Annotated in this window: 11 protein-coding genes; 9 read left to right on the forward strand and 2 right to left on the reverse strand. The window is 66.0% G+C overall.

All coding sequences use genetic code 11. The features are described 5' to 3' along the window. Window positions 1-75: 75 nt before the first annotated feature. Together ACCQ06_RS04400 and ACCQ06_RS04405 are read right to left on the reverse strand one after the other, a co-directional pair. Window positions 76-2,247 (reverse strand): TonB-dependent receptor, encoded by a 2,172-nt coding sequence (locus tag ACCQ06_RS04400; protein ID WP_316690322.1) that lies wholly within the window; start codon window positions 2,245-2,247, stop codon window positions 76-78. A 46-nt stretch (window positions 2,248-2,293) separates the two neighbouring features. Then, window positions 2,294-3,451 carry a phosphotransferase enzyme family protein gene (locus tag ACCQ06_RS04405; protein ID WP_316690323.1) on the reverse strand — a complete coding sequence of 386 codons (1,158 nt, stop codon included), beginning with the start codon at window positions 3,449-3,451 and terminating at the stop codon, window positions 2,294-2,296. Between the two features lie 354 nt (window positions 3,452-3,805). Here ACCQ06_RS04405 and ACCQ06_RS04410 point away from each other — a divergent pair, with 354 nt between their 5' ends. From ACCQ06_RS04410 to bcsA, 9 genes are all read left to right on the forward strand, one after another. Continuing rightward, window positions 3,806-4,645 carry a glycosyltransferase family 2 protein gene (locus tag ACCQ06_RS04410; RefSeq protein WP_316690326.1) on the forward strand — a complete coding sequence of 280 codons (840 nt, stop codon included), beginning with the start codon at window positions 3,806-3,808 and terminating at the stop codon, window positions 4,643-4,645. Between the two features lie 130 nt (window positions 4,646-4,775). Continuing rightward, window positions 4,776-5,810 carry a hypothetical protein gene (locus ACCQ06_RS04415; protein WP_316690328.1) on the forward strand — a complete coding sequence of 345 codons (1,035 nt, stop codon included), beginning with the start codon at window positions 4,776-4,778 and terminating at the stop codon, window positions 5,808-5,810. Window positions 5,811-5,823: 13 nt separating this feature from the next. Then, window positions 5,824-7,734: a glycosyltransferase family 2 protein gene (locus tag ACCQ06_RS04420; protein ID WP_104615793.1), complete on the forward strand. Its 1,911-nt coding sequence runs from the start codon at window positions 5,824-5,826 to the stop codon at window positions 7,732-7,734. 46 nt (window positions 7,735-7,780) lie between these two features. Then, on the forward strand, window positions 7,781-9,076 hold the full coding sequence (locus ACCQ06_RS04425; RefSeq protein ID WP_316692498.1) for a hypothetical protein: 1,296 nt from the start codon (window positions 7,781-7,783) through the stop codon (window positions 9,074-9,076). Further along, window positions 9,058-10,026, forward strand: a complete 969-nt coding sequence (locus tag ACCQ06_RS04430; RefSeq protein WP_316690330.1) for a glycoside hydrolase family 113 — start codon at window positions 9,058-9,060, stop codon at window positions 10,024-10,026. Before ACCQ06_RS04425 ends, ACCQ06_RS04430 begins: the two co-directional genes overlap by 19 nt. 261 nt (window positions 10,027-10,287) lie before the next feature. After that, complete coding sequence (gene pncB / locus ACCQ06_RS04435; RefSeq protein ID WP_316690331.1) at window positions 10,288-11,469, forward strand: nicotinate phosphoribosyltransferase; 1,182 nt, start codon at window positions 10,288-10,290, stop codon at window positions 11,467-11,469. Between the two features lie 190 nt (window positions 11,470-11,659). Further along, complete coding sequence (gene bcsD, locus ACCQ06_RS04440) at window positions 11,660-12,115, forward strand: cellulose biosynthesis protein BcsD (RefSeq protein ID WP_104615797.1); 456 nt, start codon at window positions 11,660-11,662, stop codon at window positions 12,113-12,115. 28 nt (window positions 12,116-12,143) lie between these two features. Further along, the gene (locus ACCQ06_RS04445; protein ID WP_316690333.1) at window positions 12,144-12,662 is read left to right on the forward strand and encodes a hypothetical protein; all 519 of its coding nucleotides are present in this window, start codon (window positions 12,144-12,146) and stop codon (window positions 12,660-12,662) included. Between the two features lie 85 nt (window positions 12,663-12,747). Beyond that, window positions 12,748-14,892 carry a UDP-forming cellulose synthase catalytic subunit gene (gene bcsA / locus ACCQ06_RS04450; RefSeq protein ID WP_316690335.1) on the forward strand — a complete coding sequence of 715 codons (2,145 nt, stop codon included), beginning with the start codon at window positions 12,748-12,750 and terminating at the stop codon, window positions 14,890-14,892. The last annotated feature ends 32 nt before the right edge of the window (window positions 14,893-14,924 follow it).

Raw genomic sequence — 14,924 nt, forward strand, 5'->3', positions numbered from 1 at the left:
GCCTGCGGACGCTCCGACATCCTTCCCCCCGCCTGCGGGGGAAGGTGCCCGAAGGGCGGATGGGGGCGGCAAACCTCAAAAATCCACCTGCACGCTCAGACGCGCCGTGCGCGGCGCACCCGGAAACAGATACGCATCGCCCTGGTATTCGCCGGAATCGCGCCAGTAGCGTTTGTCGAACACGTTGTCCACGTTCAAACGCCAGGTGGTCGCCAGGCCGCCCAGTGCAGTGGCGTAACGCGCACCCAGGTTGGCCACGGTGTACGCCGGCACGCTGGCATTGCCGAGCCGGTCGGCGAACTTGCGCCCGCTGTATTGCACGCCTGCCAACACCGCCAGGCCATCGACGCCAGGCACGCTGTAGTCGGCCTGCACGCTGGCACGCAGCTTGGGCACATTGATCGCCTGATGGCCTTCGTAGTCGGCAATGTCGGTCTCTTCGGCGCGTGCGCGGATGGCGGCGACGCTGACGAACAGGCGCAGTTGCTCGGTAGCTGCGCCGTCGGCGGAGAGTTCCAGCCCGCGGTTGTGCAGCCGGCCTTGTTGCACGAACAGCAAACCTCCATCGGCCTGCGGTTGGGTGAATTGATAGGCCTGGCGGATGTCGAACAGCGCCGCGCCCAGGCGCAGGCCATCCAGTTCGAGCTTGGCGCCGGTTTCCAGCTGGTAGGCCTTGGTCGGCGGCAGGACTTCATCGGCGTTGTCGGCAAACCACGGTGCAGTGCCACCGGCGGCAAGACTCTTGGCGTAGCTGGCATACAGCGACACGTTTTGCTGCGGCTTGAACAACAGCGCGGCCTGCGGCAACACCGCATCCTTGCGGGTGCGTCGTTCCAGCAGCCCATCGCGGTCGAAGGCGCGCTCGTCCAAGCGGACAGCGCGTGCGCCGAACGCCAGTTCCCACTGCGCGCCCAGGCCGATGCGGTCGGCCAGCACCAACGCACGTTGACGGCTATCCAGGCGGCGTTGCTTGGGGTCCAGCGCCACATCGGTCTGTGCGAAAACCTCCGGGTCGCGATCGATGCTGCCGCTGCCGACGAACTCGTTGACCGAGCCAAAGCGGTCGATGGTGCGGCGTAGCCAGTCGCCGCCGATGCTCAGGTGATGCTCCAGCGCGCCGGTGACCACGTGGCCTTCGAGGGTGGCGCGCAGTTGATCGTGCACGCGGGTGTCGTCGGGGCTGCGGTAGTCGTAGACGTCGTACTCGCCTTGCGCGCTGAAGACGTTGGGCGTGGCGATGTCGGCACAGCTTGCCGCGCCGTAGCAGCCCCAGGCGAATGCGGAGAAATCGTTGATCACCGAACGGCTGCGCGACGCCTCGGCAGTGGCGCGCCAATCGTCGTTGAACTGATACGCATAGCGCAGCTGCGCGTTGAGCGAGTCCATTTCCACCGGCCGCGCCCACGGCTGATAACCGAGCAGGCGGTGCACATCGATGTCGCGCGGCACATGCGTGCCACCGAGCAATTGGTAGCCGGGCACCGAGCGTTGTTGCCGATGCTGATATTCCACATCCAGCTGCAACAACGATTGCGCACTGATCTTCCAGTCACCGGCCAGCGACAGAAAATTGCGGTAGCCGTCGGCGTGATCGACATAGCTGTCGATGTCTTCGCGTGCGGCATTCACGCGCAGGCCCAGCGTGCGCTCGGCACCGAACCAGTCGCCCAGGTCGGCGGCGACATAGCGCGAGCCCTGCTCGTCGGTACCCAGGGTCACGCTGCGCACATGCTCGGGGCGTTTGGTGCGGTAGTCGATCAACCCGGCCGGTTCGTTGACGCCCGACTGCAGCCCGGCCAGGCCCTTTAGGATCTGCACCTGCTGCTTGTTTTCCAGCGCAATCGACTGCTCGCCCACCGCGCTCAGCCCGTTGATGCGATAGCTGTTGGCGGCGTTGAGCGAATAGCCGCGCACCACGAAGTTTTCGTAATAGCCAATCGGTGCATACGCATCGCCGGCGGAGGCATCGGCGCGCAACACCTCGCTGAGCACGCGCGCCTGGCGATCGAGCAATTGCTGGCGCTCGATCACCGCGATGGAGGCCGGCGCATCGAGCAGGGGCGTTGCGCCGAAGCCGGTCAGCGCCGTGCTGCTATCGCTGCGCTCGCCCAGCACGTTGACCGTATCCAGTTGCACCGCTGACTCGCCGGGTTGCTGCTGTTGCGCCAACGCAGGCGTGGCCAGACCTAGCGCCAGGGCGAGCGTCAGCGGGCGACGGGGAAGTGCGGCTAGCGACAGACGGGACATGCACGGAACTCGCAAAGAATAGAGAGGAAAGAAACGGGGTTGCCGCTCATCGCAGTAGCGCTGCGCGCGCATGCAGATGCGCAAGCAGCGCTTGACCATCGGTGCTGGCAAACCAGTCCGCATGACCCAGCAGATAGCGGTGATAGGCGATGTCCACGTTGTCGGGCGAACGCGTGATGCCGGCGAAGTACTCGATCTCGCTCAAGGCGAAATCGGCATGCACGATCGGCAACAGGGCGGCCAGGCAGCGCAGCTGTGTGGCGCTGATTGGGCGATGCAGCGCATAGCCATCCAGCAAGGCATCGAGTTGTTGCAGGTCCGCTGGCGCACGCGCGCCGGTATCCAGCTGCAGCCACGGGATCAGGTTGCGTTCGATGGCGGTGGCCAGATCGAACAAGGCGCTGCTGCGATCGCTCAATCCGAAATCGAAGATCGCGCTGACGTCGGTGTGGCCGTGATCGGTGTTCCACAGCAGATTGGACGCATGCCAGTCGCCATGCGTCCACAGCGGCGGCATCGCACCTGGCGCAGACAGCAACGGCCAGGCGCGCGCATGCCAGGGCAGTACGTGGGTGGCCAGATCGTGCTGCCAGGAAAACTCCTGCAACGCTGCGGCCAGATGCGGCCGCGCGGGTAACGCGCGCTGCAGCGCCTGCACAGGGTCTTGCTGTGCAAACAGCCGTAGATTGGCGACCAACACGGTGGTGGAGCGCGGTGGTGCATCGAAGCCCTGCGCGGCGTGATGCAGCCGCGCGAGCGCAGCCCCTGCGGCCTGTGCGTGCGCAACGTTGGTAAACGGTGTCCACGACAAGGCATCGCGATACAGGTCGCGCCCCGCGCCGACGCGTTGCACCTCGTAGACCCACTGGTCCTGCGCGAGTGCGGTCTGGCCGTCAGCCGCGTACAGCACCTCCACCACCGGCGCGCCAGCCCAGCGCAGATGGGCCATGAAGCTGTGCTCTTCGCGCAAGGCAGCGACACTGCGCACGCTGCAGTGATGGCGCTTCACGATGACCGCGCCGGATGCGGTCTGCACGCAGGCAGCGGCGGAGAACGGACGCGCGCTGTGCCAACGCACGCCTTCGTCAGCCCCGAGCCCGGAGAACCGCTGCAGCACCTGGCGGATTTCATCCACGGTCAGTGCCGGCCAGTCGGGCAGGGCCAATTCCAGGCTCATGCCATGCACTTGATGGGTCGCGCTCATGCGCACACCCTCTGCAGACATGCCGAGCAGAGGGTGAGTGGTATAGACCAATTGCGCGAAGCCGATCCAACGGGGCCGGCACGCAGACCGGCAACAACACGGACGGCGCTGCCGGGCCGTCGTTGTCGCGCTGGCGCCATCAGGCGGTCGCGCGACATGGAGTGGAAGGGCAGCGCGAAACCGAAAGTTCGCTGGCCGTCATCTCAAGATCAAATGTGGGAGTGCCGCAAGCGGCGCCGAACCACGCCGCGTGGCGGCCGTCGGGCGCGCAGTATGCCCCGTGCCGCCGTCGGCCGCCATGCCGGGCCGTCGCTGCAATGGCGCTGCGTGGTCCCGGCACCGGATAATGGGCGGATGACTCCAGTCCAGATCGCCGCCGTCGTCGTCACCTATCAGAGCAGCAGCACCATCGATGCCTGCCTGTCGCGGCTGCGTGCGGCCGAGGGCATCAGCGAGATCCGGGTGGTCGACAACGCATCCAGCGACGACACCCTGGATGTGGTGCAACGGCATGCGCTGGCCGATGCCCGGGTGCACTTCATCGCCAACCCGGACAACCCCGGCTTTGCTACTGCCTGCAATCAAGGCGCGCGCGACTCGCAGGCGCCCTGGCTGGTCTTCATCAACCCGGATCTGATGGTCGAAGCCGACACCCTGGTGCAGCTGCGCGCGCGCGCCACCGGGCATGCCGCGGTGCTGCTGGGAGTGGAGCAGGTGGACGAACACGGCCGGCCGGATGCAGCCGTGCGTCGCCGCGACCCTGACTTCGCCGCGATGCTGCGCGCCCCGCGGGCCGCTGCCCAGCTGGCGGTGCCCGCCAATCCGTCGCTTGCCCTGCAGCCGGTGGATGCGATCTCCGGTGCCTTGATGCTGATGCAGCGCAGCCTGTTCGATCGCCTGGACGGCTGGGACGGCAGCTACCGTCTGCACGCCGAGGACCTGGACCTGTGCCGGCGCGCGCGCCAGGCCGGTGCGCTGGTCGCGGTGGCCAACGATCTGCAGGTGGTGCATGTGCGCGGCGTGTCCAGCCGCTCGCGGCCGTTCTTCGTGGAATGGCACAAGCACCGCGGGTTGTGGCGGTATTTTCGCAAGTTCGAGGCCGGCCAGCGCGGGCCGTTGACCCAGCTCGGGGTGTGGCTGGCGATCTGGACCCACGCCGCCGCTCAGGTGCCGCGATTGTTACGACAGAAATGAAATGACTGGCGTTAAATTAGTGATAAATCGGTGATGGGGAAGCGGCCGAAACTGTGATACGTTTCGCCGCGAAGTGTGACCTAGTCCGTGCTTCCTGTCCCTAACGGGTCCCCCATCAGGAATCGTACAAATGTCTTTACAGAACGACCCGCGCTCGCGGGTACGTCCGTCGTGCCTTACCTGCGTGCAGTCCAGCCCGGTTGCCACATCGTCTATTCCGCCCCCTAACACCCGCCGCCTGTCGGTGGCCGCGGTGTCTGCACTCGCCTTGAGTTGCGCGCTGGCCGCGTTGCCGGGGAGCGCCATCGCCGGTGCCTGGACCCAGCCGCAGGGCGATACGTTAGTGATCGTCAAGGCGCTGCATAGCGATGGGCGTGGCTGGTTCGACGACAGTCACCACCGCACGACCTTCGGCGACGGCCAGCAATTCGATGGCAACGGTCGCAGTCGCCAGGACCAGCTCAACGTCTATGTCGAGCATGGCCTGACCGATAAGCTCAGCGTCATCGGCAATTTCTATTTCAACGACATCGGTTTCAGCAACCACGATGCCGTCAACGGTCGGCAGCGGACCACGACCACCGGCTTTGCCGATCAGGAAATCGGCCTGCGCTATGCGCTGCCGAGCGCGCAGCACGATGTGTGGCGCAGCTCGGTGCAGGCGCTGGTCAGCATCCCGGCGTATGGCCGCAGCAAGACCTATCACCCGAATAATCCCGAGGCGAATTCCGATCCTGCGCTTGGCCTGGGCGACTATGGCCTGGAGCTGCGTTACAGCCGCGGCCGCGGTTACACGCTGGGCGGGCGCAACGGCTACGTCGATCTGGGCGGCGCAGTGCGCCTGCGCGGCAGTGCTGCCTCCGACGAAGTGCGGGTGGATGCGTCCACCGGTCTGAGCCTGACTCCGAGCTGGCTGCTGCTGGGCGAGCTCAACGTGATCCAGGGCCTGGGCAACGGACGTAGCAACTTTGATGTCCCCGGCTCTGCTGGCGGCGTTGGCTTCGTCGCCACCGGCACCAACTACGACCTCACCAAGCTGCAGCTGTCGACGCTGTACACCGCGCCGGGCGGCAGCCAGTGGCAGCTGGGATACCAGCAGCCGGTGATGGGCCGCAACACCGGTGCCGCAGGCGGGCCGTTCGTGGCCGCCTGGTGGCGGTTCTGAGGACGCCACGACAATGACGGTCACCTGCGACGAAATGGACGCGCTGGGACGGGCGCCGGACATCGGCCGCGAACGCGGTCTGTTGGGTCGCGCGCTGGTGACGGCAGGCGTCATCAGCGACGAACAGCTGCGCTCGGCGCTGGCGTTGCAGCAGCGCTGGAATTCGCGTCTGGGCGATGTGATCCTGGCCCAGCGCGGCGTGCCGGCGCAGCGCTTCTACGCCATCGTTGCCGCGCACTTCGGGCTGGAGTTCATCGATCTGGTGCAACAGCCGCCGGACGCCGAGCTGCTCACCGCCGGCGATCTCGATAGCTACGCGCAGCGTCTGCTGCTGCCGTGGCGTCGCGAGGACGGTGTGCTGGTACTGGCGGTGGCCGATCCCGACCCGGCGGTGTTCGCCTGGGCGCGCGCGCACTACGGCGAAGACGTGCGCTTTGTCGGCACCGCCAAGTTCGATGTGATCTGGAGCCTGCAGCGCTACGCCGACGAGCAGCTCACCGACAACGCGCTGAACCTGCTCGCCTCGCACGCACCGACCTACTCGGCGCGCCAGGTGGTCACGCGTGGGCAGAAGTTCACCTTGTGGGCGATCGCGGCGGTGTTGCTGATCGCGATGGTGCTGTTCCCGGTGCCTGCGCTGATCACCGTCAACGTGCTGGTGGCGCTCGGCTTTTTGGCGACGTTCGGTTTGAAGCTGTTGCTGGTGTGGTTCGGTTCGCGCCACCGCATCGACATCAAGGTGACCGAAGACGAAGTAGCCGCGCTGCGCGACGACGACTTGCCGGTCTACACCGTGCTGGTGCCGATGTACAAGGAACCGGAGGTGTTGCCGATCCTGGCCAACGCGCTACGCAAGCTGGATTACCCGATCAGCAAGCTCGACGTGAAGCTGGTGCTGGAAGCCGACGACTTCGAGACCATCGACGCGGCCAAGAAACTCGGCCTGGAAGCGTTCTTCGAAATCATTCGGGTGCCGCCGTCGCAGCCCAAGACCAAGCCCAAGGCCTGCAACTACGCGCTGCATTTCGCGCGCGGCGAACTGCTCACCATCTACGACGCCGAAGACAAGCCCGAGCCGGATCAGCTCAAGCGCGTGGTGGCCGCCTTCCGCAAGGCGGAAAAGGATGTGGTGTGCATCCAGGCGCGGCTGAACTACTACAACGCCGACGAAAACTGGCTGACGCGGATGTTCACGCTGGAGTACACGCTCTGGTTCGACTTCTACCTGCCGGCGCTGGAATACCTGCGCATCCCGATTCCGCTGGGCGGTACCTCCAATCACTTCCGTCTGGACGTGTTGCGCCAAGTGCGCGCGTGGGACCCGTACAACGTCACCGAAGACGCCGACCTGGGCGTGCGGCTGATCCAGAACGGCTACCGCGTCAACGTGGTCAATTCCACCACGTTCGAAGAAGCCAACGTCAGCATTCCCAACTGGATCCGGCAGCGCTCGCGCTGGCTCAAGGGCTACATGCAGACCTGGCTGGTGCATATGCGCGACCCGGTGCATCTGTATCGCAGCACCGGGTTCAAGGGGTTCTGGGGCTTTCAGTTCTTTATCGGCGGCGGATTTTTCACCGCGCTGGGCGTGCCGGTCTTGTGGGCGCTGTATGCGGTGTGGATGGTCACCGGTACCACCATGTTCGAACGGTTCTTCCCGCCGTGGCTTGCCGCGGTCTCGCTGGTCAATCTGCTGCTGGCCAATGCGTTCTTCATCTACATCACGCTGGTGGCCGCGTTCAAACGCGACTACTTCAAGTTGGCGCCGTACGCGCTGACGGTGCCGTTTTACTGGGCGTTGCAATCGATCGCCGCCTACAAGGGTCTCTGGCAGCTGATCCACAATCCGTTCTATTGGGAGAAGACCACGCATGGCATCAGCAAGCATTCGGAAAACGAACGCCGCGCCGCACTCGAAGAGTGAGCCGGTCGCGCGTCGCGACAGCGGCTTGCCGGCGTTTCTGGTGGCCGTGGTGGCGCTGTCGCTGCTGAGCCAGCCGTTGTTGGTGCAGTCGATGGGCGGTGTTGCACCGACCAGCGCGCCCGGCGTCGGTGTGCCGGCCAGCGGCCTGCTGGCCTGGGCCGTCGATCTGGCGTTGCACCGTTGGGATCTGCCGTTTCAGGTGTGGCCGTTTTTGGCGGTGGCTGCCAACGCCTTGTTCCTGTCGCTGCTATGGCGCGATCTGGCCGGCGTGTTCGGGCGTGGCTGGGCCAGCGGGCTGACCCTGCTGGTGGGCTGCAACCCGCTGTTCCTGCTGCCGATCGCCGCCGGCGGCAGCCAGGCGGTGGGCCTGCTGGCGTTCTACGGCTTGTGCCGCACGCTGCGCCGCCTGCAGGCGCCGGTGGAGGCCTTCACCTATCTGCGTATCGCCGGGTGGTTGTGCATCTTGCTGTGCCTGGATCTGCAGACATTGGCGTTGTCGACCATGGTCGCGCCGTGGCTGCTGCTGGTGATGCCGCCGCAGATGTTGCGCAAGGCGCCGGGCTCGTTCTACCTGGTGTGCTATCTGCCGTTCGCGTTTCTGGTCGGCATGTGGGCCTACGTCAATCTGACCGTGTTCAATGCGCCGTGGCCGACCCTGTCGAGCATCTCGCAAGGGGCCAGTCCGCTGCCGTTGCCGCTGGCCGCACAGGCCGAAGGCTGGTTGCCGGCGGTGCGTTGGAGCGTGGCGGCGCTGGCCTGCTTCCCGGTGTTGGCGTTGGTGATGCGTGCGCGCAACGGTGCGCTGGCGCGTGGCGTGGTGGCCAGCGTCGGCACGGTGATCTGCGCGGCCGCGCTGTCGTTTGCGTTCGGCTGGGCGGGCTTCGATGCCTTGCTGCTGCTGTGGGTGCCGGCAGCCTTGTTGCTGCGCGCCTTGCAGGCCGACCAGCGCAGCCAGGCAGCCGGGTTGTTGCTGCTCGGCCTGATCGGCGCGGCCTGGGTACAACCGCAGGGCTGGGGTAGCTGGATGCGTACAGCGCCTGCCGATGCGCAGTCGCTGCTGCAGGGCGACGCGGTGGTCATGGCCGCACCGGTGTCGCTGCCGGTCGCGCGTGTGGCGACCCCTGCGGCGGCGGATACGCTGACGCCGTTTGTTGAGGCGGATGCCGCGATCAAGACGCACGTGCCCGCGCAGATGCGCGCCGCCGCCACGTCAACCGGCTCTGCAACCGCGACCGCGCTGCAGCCGGACGTGGCTAACGCAGCGCTGCGTACCGGCACCTGCGTGCAGGGCACGGCAGCGTCGACCACCGAGGTGTCTGGCGCATGTGCAAACGCGTTCTAATCCTCGCAGCGTTGCTTGCCGTGTGCCTGCTGGCCAACGGATGCAACGCGGCCGCGCCGATGTGGATGGGTGCCAACGTCAAGGTCTCGGCCAATGCGCCATGGGAAAGCGCTGCTGCTGCGCAGTCGCTTGATGCGTTGGCCGGCACCGGTGCGCGCAAGGCGCTGCTGGTGGCCTTCGTCTGGCAGGCGAACCCGCAATCGAACGACCCGGTGCTGGGCAGCGACAGCAGCCTGGAGGCCATGCGCGCTGCGCTGCGTCAGAGCCATCGGTCCGGCCTGCAGCCCACGCTCAAGGTGCATGTGTGGGTGCCTGGCCACTGGGCCGGCGAGGTGGCGCCCGCCGACCAGGCAGCCTGGTTTGCCGCATATCAAAAAGCGCTGCTGCCGTTGGCACAGCTGGCGGAAGACGAACACGCCGAAGCGTTGGTGGTCGGTACCGAACTGCGCAAGCTGCAGGACGCGCCGCAATGGCCTGCGTTGGTCGCGGCGGTGCGTAAGGTCTATCGCGGCAAGCTGTTGTATGTGGCCGATGGGATGGAGCATGCAGAAACCTTCCATTACTGGTCGCTGTTCGATGGGGTCGGCACCAGCCTGTACCCGCGTCTGTCCGACGCTGCCGGCGCGCGCGCGACCGAGATGAATGCCGCCGCGCAACGTCTGCAGGACCTGGGGCAGCGCGTGGGCAAGCCGGTGTGGGTGGCCGAGCTGGGCCTGCGCTCGGCACGCGGCAGCCTGGCCGCACCGTGGGAAAGCCCGGAGCAACGCACCGCCGCGGTGGATACCCGCCTGCAGCTGCAGGTGCTGCAGCAGTGGCGAAAGGTGTTACAGGCGCACGGCGTGGACGGCATCGGGCTGTGGTGCTGGTACACCGACCCCGCCGCCGGTGGCCCGGGCGATAGCGACTTCACCGTGCAGGGCAAGCCGGCACAGCAGGTGCTGGCGCGTTGATGCGCTGACGCGTGGCCGTGCGGCCGTGCTCGGCGCCATGGCAGCACGGCCGTTGTGTGGGTGGTCACCACTCGTTGCGTGTGCTCAGGTGTTGCATCTGTGGTCGGGGATCTGCGCTCTGCGGCGTTGCGGCCACTGCAGATGCCCGCAAAAATTCGACGAGGCCCCCGCGCTTGAGCGCAGGGCCAGAGCCGCGGCCGGCGGCCGGGTCACGCCCACTTGCACGCGCGGCCACTGCCGCTGCGGGCATAATCCGGCGGCATGATCATCCATTCCCTGCTCGACACCGACCTGTACAAATTCACCATGATGCAGGCGGTGCTGCATCAGCACCCGGCCGCGCAGGTCGATTACCGCTTCAAGTGCCGCACGCCCGGCGTGGATCTGGCGCAGTTCATCGATGAGATCTCGCGCGAGATCGATGCCCTGTGCCGGCTGCGCTTGCGCGAGGACGAGGTGGACTATCTGCGCAGCCTGCGTTTCATCAAACCGGACTTCGCCGACTTTCTGGGGCTGTTCCATCTGGACCGCAAGTACGTCCAGCTGTCGGCATCGACCACCCAACCGGGCGAGATCGAGCTGACCATCCGCGGCCCGTGGCTACACACCATCCTGTTCGAAGTGCCGCTGCTGGCGATCATCAACGAGGTGTGGTTCCGCAATACTTCCGAGCCGGATTTCGAAGAGGGCCGCAGCCGTCTGCACGCCAAGGTGAGCAGCCTGCGCGACATGCCGGCCGGCTGCAAGATCGCCGACTACGGCACCCGTCGCCGCTATTCGCGGCACTGGCATGGCGAGCTGCTGCCGCTGCTGCGCGATGGCCTGGGCGACCAATTCGTGGGCACCAGCAACGTGTATTTCGCCAAGCACTACGGGCTGACCCCGCTCGGCACCATGGCGCACGAATACCTGCAGGCGTTCCAGGCGCTGGGGCCGCGGCTGCGCGACAGCCAGGTCGCCGCGCTGGAATCGTGGGCGCGCGAATACCGCGGCGATCTGGGCATTGCGCTATCGGACATCGTGGGACTGGACGCATTCCTGCGCGATTTCGACCTGTATTTCTGCAAGCTGTTCGACGGCATGCGGCACGACTCCGGCGACCCGTTCGAATGGGGCGAGCGGGTGATCGCGCATCTGGAAGCCCACCGCATCGATCCCAGGACCAAGGTGCTGGTCTTCAGCGACGGCCTCAACATCGACAAGGTGATGCGCCTGTACGCGCACTTCCACACCCGCTGCCGGCTGGCCTTCGGGGTGGGCACCAGCCTCACCAACGATCTGGGGCCGACGCCGCTGCAGATCGTCATCAAGATGGTCCGCTGCAACGGCCAGCCGGTGGCCAAGCTCAGCGATTCGCCGGGCAAGAGCATGTGCGAGGACGTCGGCTACCTGCGTTATCTGCGCGATGTGTTCGGTCTGCCGCCGATGCCTGAAGGCGCGTGACCGGTGGCGGTAGTGATTGACGCAGGCCGGCAGTAGCTGCCGAAAAGTGCGGGCAGCTGTCAGGGAATGCCCGGAAAAGTGAGAGACATCGCTCAATCGCTAGTTGGCAAACGTTAACATTGGCATCACGCTTGCATCACTTTTAGTGCAACCGTCGTCTGTGACGTCCCTCTCTCGCGAAGCCTGTTGAATGCCTGCACTGGACCCCTTGTCGCTGTACCGCACGCGGAGCTGCTCCCGGCAGTGGCTGGGTTTTGTGCGGGCGATGGCCGAGGAGTTCGGCGCCGAGCTGCCCGAGCACGACCTGGCCACCTTGATGGCCCGGATCGGCCGCCGCTTCGCGCGCGAGCACAGGCTGACGTCCTGCACCGCGCTGGACGAGGTGCAACAGGCCGCCAATGCGATCTGGGATAGCTGCGACTGGGGCCAGTGCACGATGGACGAACACGCCGACCATGTGCAGATCCGGCACGGCGGTGCGCCGTTGAGTCTGGCGCTGGACGGGGCTGCCTGGAGCGACGGGTTCCTGCAAGGGGTCTACGAAGGGTGGTTCCAGCAATTGGGGATGCTGGCAGGCCTGGCGGTGCAGACCGCGCCGGCCGATACCGTCGATCTGCGCCTGTTTGTCTTGGCGCGGACGGCATGACCATGTGCGATCGGGCAAGGGGAGTGTGATGGCACCGAAGAACACCAAGAACGCGCCGGGGCACGACGATGTCTCGGGCCTGTTCGCGCGTCTGGGGACGCAGGCGAGCGAGGGATATCACGATTTTGCCTACACCCAGCTGCCGCCGCGCCAACCGGGCGTGACGCCCGCCGAGGCGCCGGCAACGCTGCAGACCGCGCCGGTTGCGCTGGAGGCTGTGGTCGCGCCGGTGCAGGTAGTGGCAGTGGCAGCAACCTCAGCAATAGCAACGTCAGCTGCAGCGGCCACATCAGGCGCGTCGTCTGCTGCCCAGCCGTCGTCCGCCATGCACGCAGCAGCGCTTACCGACCAGACAGCGAACGTATCGCTCGACGATGCGCTGGCGCCGCTACGCAAATTGCGCCAGCGCGATGAGCCTGGCACGCGCGGGCTGCCGTCGCTGGAGCGGCCGGCGCAGACGCCGCTGGAACAGCTGTTCCAGCGCCTGCTGCAGGCCGACGCGCGCAGCGCTGCGCACAGCCCGCTGCAGCGCCTGCGCTCGCGTTGAGCGCTCCCTTCCGTGAGGCCCGGCAAGCGCGTGATGCGTTTGCCGCTGCGTTGCCGCACGTCTGCCACGTTCCCAGGATTGCCCGATGACCACTTCCCGCCTTCGTTCCGCATCACCATTGCCCACGCTGGCAACCTGGGCGCTGTGGTTGCTGGGCGCGTTGCTGCTGGTGTTCGTGGTGGCAGTGCCGATGGATGTCACCCAGCAGCTGGTGTTCTCCGGCGTGCTGTTCGCAGTGGCGCTGGCGGTGCGCAACCGTGGCGGGCGGGTGGTCATCCTGATGATGATGGGGATGTCGCTGGCAGTGTCGTGCCGCTACATCTGGTGGCGCATGACCCAGACCATGGGCGTGGGCAGCGCGGTGGATTTCATCCTCGGCCTGGGCCTGCTCGGTGCGGAGCTGTATGCGTTCGTGATCCTGGTACTGGGCTATTTTCAGGTGCTGTGGCCGCTCAATCGCAAGCCGGTGCCGTTGCCAGCCGATCAGAGCCTGTGGCCGAGCGTGGACGTGTTCATTCCCACCTACAACGAGCCGTTGTCGGTGGTGCGCACCACCGTGCTGGCCGCCAGCGTGATCGATTGGCCGGCCGGCAAGATCACCATCCATCTGCTCGATGACGGCCGCCGCGACGAGTTTCGCGAGTTCTGTGCAGAGGTCGGCATCAACTACGTCACCCGCACCAACAACGCGCACGCCAAGGCCGGCAACATCAACGCCGCCTTGAAAAAATGCAGCGGCGAATACGTGGCCATCTTCGATTGCGACCACATCCCGACCCGCTCGTTCCTGCAGGTGGCGATGGGCTGGTTTTTGCGCGATACCAAGCTGGCGCTGGTGCAGATGCCGCACTATTTCTTTTCGCCGGACCCGTTCGAGCGCAACCTCGATACGCATGGCAAGGTGCCCAACGAAGGCGAGCTGTTCTACGGCCTGTTGCAGGATGGCAACGACCAATGGAATGCCACGTTCTTCTGCGGTTCGTGCGCGGTGATCAAGCGCACCGCGCTGGAAGAGGTTGGCGGGGTGGCGGTGGAAACCGTCACCGAAGATGCGCACACCGCGCTCAAGTTGCAGCGTCGCGGCTATCGCACCGCATATCTGGCAGTGCCGCAGGCAGCGGGTCTGGCCACCGAGAGCCTGTCCGGGCATGTGGCGCAGCGCATCCGCTGGGCGCGCGGCATGGCGCAGATCGCGCGCATCGACAATCCGTTGCTCGGCCGCGGGCTCAAGCTGTCGCAGCGGCTGTGCTATCTCAACGCGATGCTGCATTTCTTCTACGGCTTGCCGCGCATCATCTATCTCACCGCACCGCTGGCGTATCTGTTCTTCGGCGCGCATGTGATCCAGGCGTCGGCATTGATGATCCTGGCCTACGCGCTGCCGCACATCCTGCAGGCCAATCTGACCAATCTGCGTGTGCAGAGCCGCTTCCGGCATTTGCTGTGGAACGAGGTCTACGAGACCACGCTGGCCTGGTACATCTTCCGCCCGACGCTGGTGGCCTTGCTCAATCCCAAGCTCGGCAAGTTCAACGTTACGCCCAAGGGCGGGCTGGTGGCGCGCAGTTATTTCGATGCGCAGATCGCCAAGCCGTATCTGTTCCTGCTGCTACTCAACGTGGCCGGCGTGGTGGCCGGCGTGCTGCGGCTGGTCTATGTCGGCGGCAGCGGCGAGCAGCAGACGATCTGGTTCAACCTGGCCTGGACGCTCTACAACATGGTGCTGCTGGGCGCCACGATCGCCACCGCCAGCGAAACCCGCCAGGTGCGCAGCGCGCACCGGGTGCCGCTGGATGTCCCGGTCACTCTGTACCTGCCCGACGGCGGCGCGCTGGCCTGCCGCTCGGTGAATTTTTCCACCGGCGGCATGGCGATCAAGCTCGCGCAACCGCAGCCGATCGAACCCGGCTCGGCGGTGCAGATCGGGCTCAGTCATCGCGGTGTGGAGCAGACCTTGCCGGCCGTGGTGCGGCAGGACCGCGATGGTCAGGTCAGCATCCAGTTCACGCAGATGTCGATGGAACAGGAACGCTGGCTGGTGGCGTCCACCTTTGCGCGTGCCGATATCTGGTTGTCGCAATGGGGCCAGCACGATCGCGATTCGTTCTGGCGCTCGATGGGCCAGGTGCTGGCCGCCAGTGCGCGCGGATTCGGGCGCCTGGGTCGGCATATGGTGGACAGCACGCGCCAGGGCTTCCGCCCGGCGCGCGCGGTGGATCTGGAGTCGTGAGCGTGATGCATGGTGTTTCCCTTTTCTCTGCC

The sequence above is a fragment of the Xanthomonas sp. NCPPB 4467 genome (assembly GCF_041475665.2).
Lineage (GTDB): Bacteria > Pseudomonadota > Gammaproteobacteria > Xanthomonadales > Xanthomonadaceae > Xanthomonas > Xanthomonas dyei.

Bases quoted from the DNA above. Each gene is read 5' to 3' on its own strand.
- ACCQ06_RS04400 (WP_316690322.1), bottom strand. From the start codon at position 2,247: ATGTCCCGTCTGTCGCTAGCCGCACTTCCCCGTCGCCCGCTGACGCTC.
- ACCQ06_RS04405 (WP_316690323.1), bottom strand. From the start codon at position 3,451: ATGAGCGCGACCCATCAAGTGCATGGCATGAGCCTGGAATTGGCCCTG.
- ACCQ06_RS04410 (WP_316690326.1), top strand. From the start codon at position 3,806: ATGACTCCAGTCCAGATCGCCGCCGTCGTCGTCACCTATCAGAGCAGC.
- ACCQ06_RS04415 (WP_316690328.1), top strand. From the start codon at position 4,776: ATGTCTTTACAGAACGACCCGCGCTCGCGGGTACGTCCGTCGTGCCTT.
- ACCQ06_RS04420 (WP_104615793.1), top strand. From the start codon at position 5,824: ATGACGGTCACCTGCGACGAAATGGACGCGCTGGGACGGGCGCCGGAC.
- ACCQ06_RS04430 (WP_316690330.1), top strand. From the start codon at position 9,058: ATGTGCAAACGCGTTCTAATCCTCGCAGCGTTGCTTGCCGTGTGCCTG.
- pncB (WP_316690331.1), top strand. From the start codon at position 10,288: ATGATCATCCATTCCCTGCTCGACACCGACCTGTACAAATTCACCATG.
- bcsD (WP_104615797.1), top strand. From the start codon at position 11,660: ATGCCTGCACTGGACCCCTTGTCGCTGTACCGCACGCGGAGCTGCTCC.
- ACCQ06_RS04445 (WP_316690333.1), top strand. From the start codon at position 12,144: ATGGCACCGAAGAACACCAAGAACGCGCCGGGGCACGACGATGTCTCG.
- bcsA (WP_316690335.1), top strand. From the start codon at position 12,748: ATGACCACTTCCCGCCTTCGTTCCGCATCACCATTGCCCACGCTGGCA.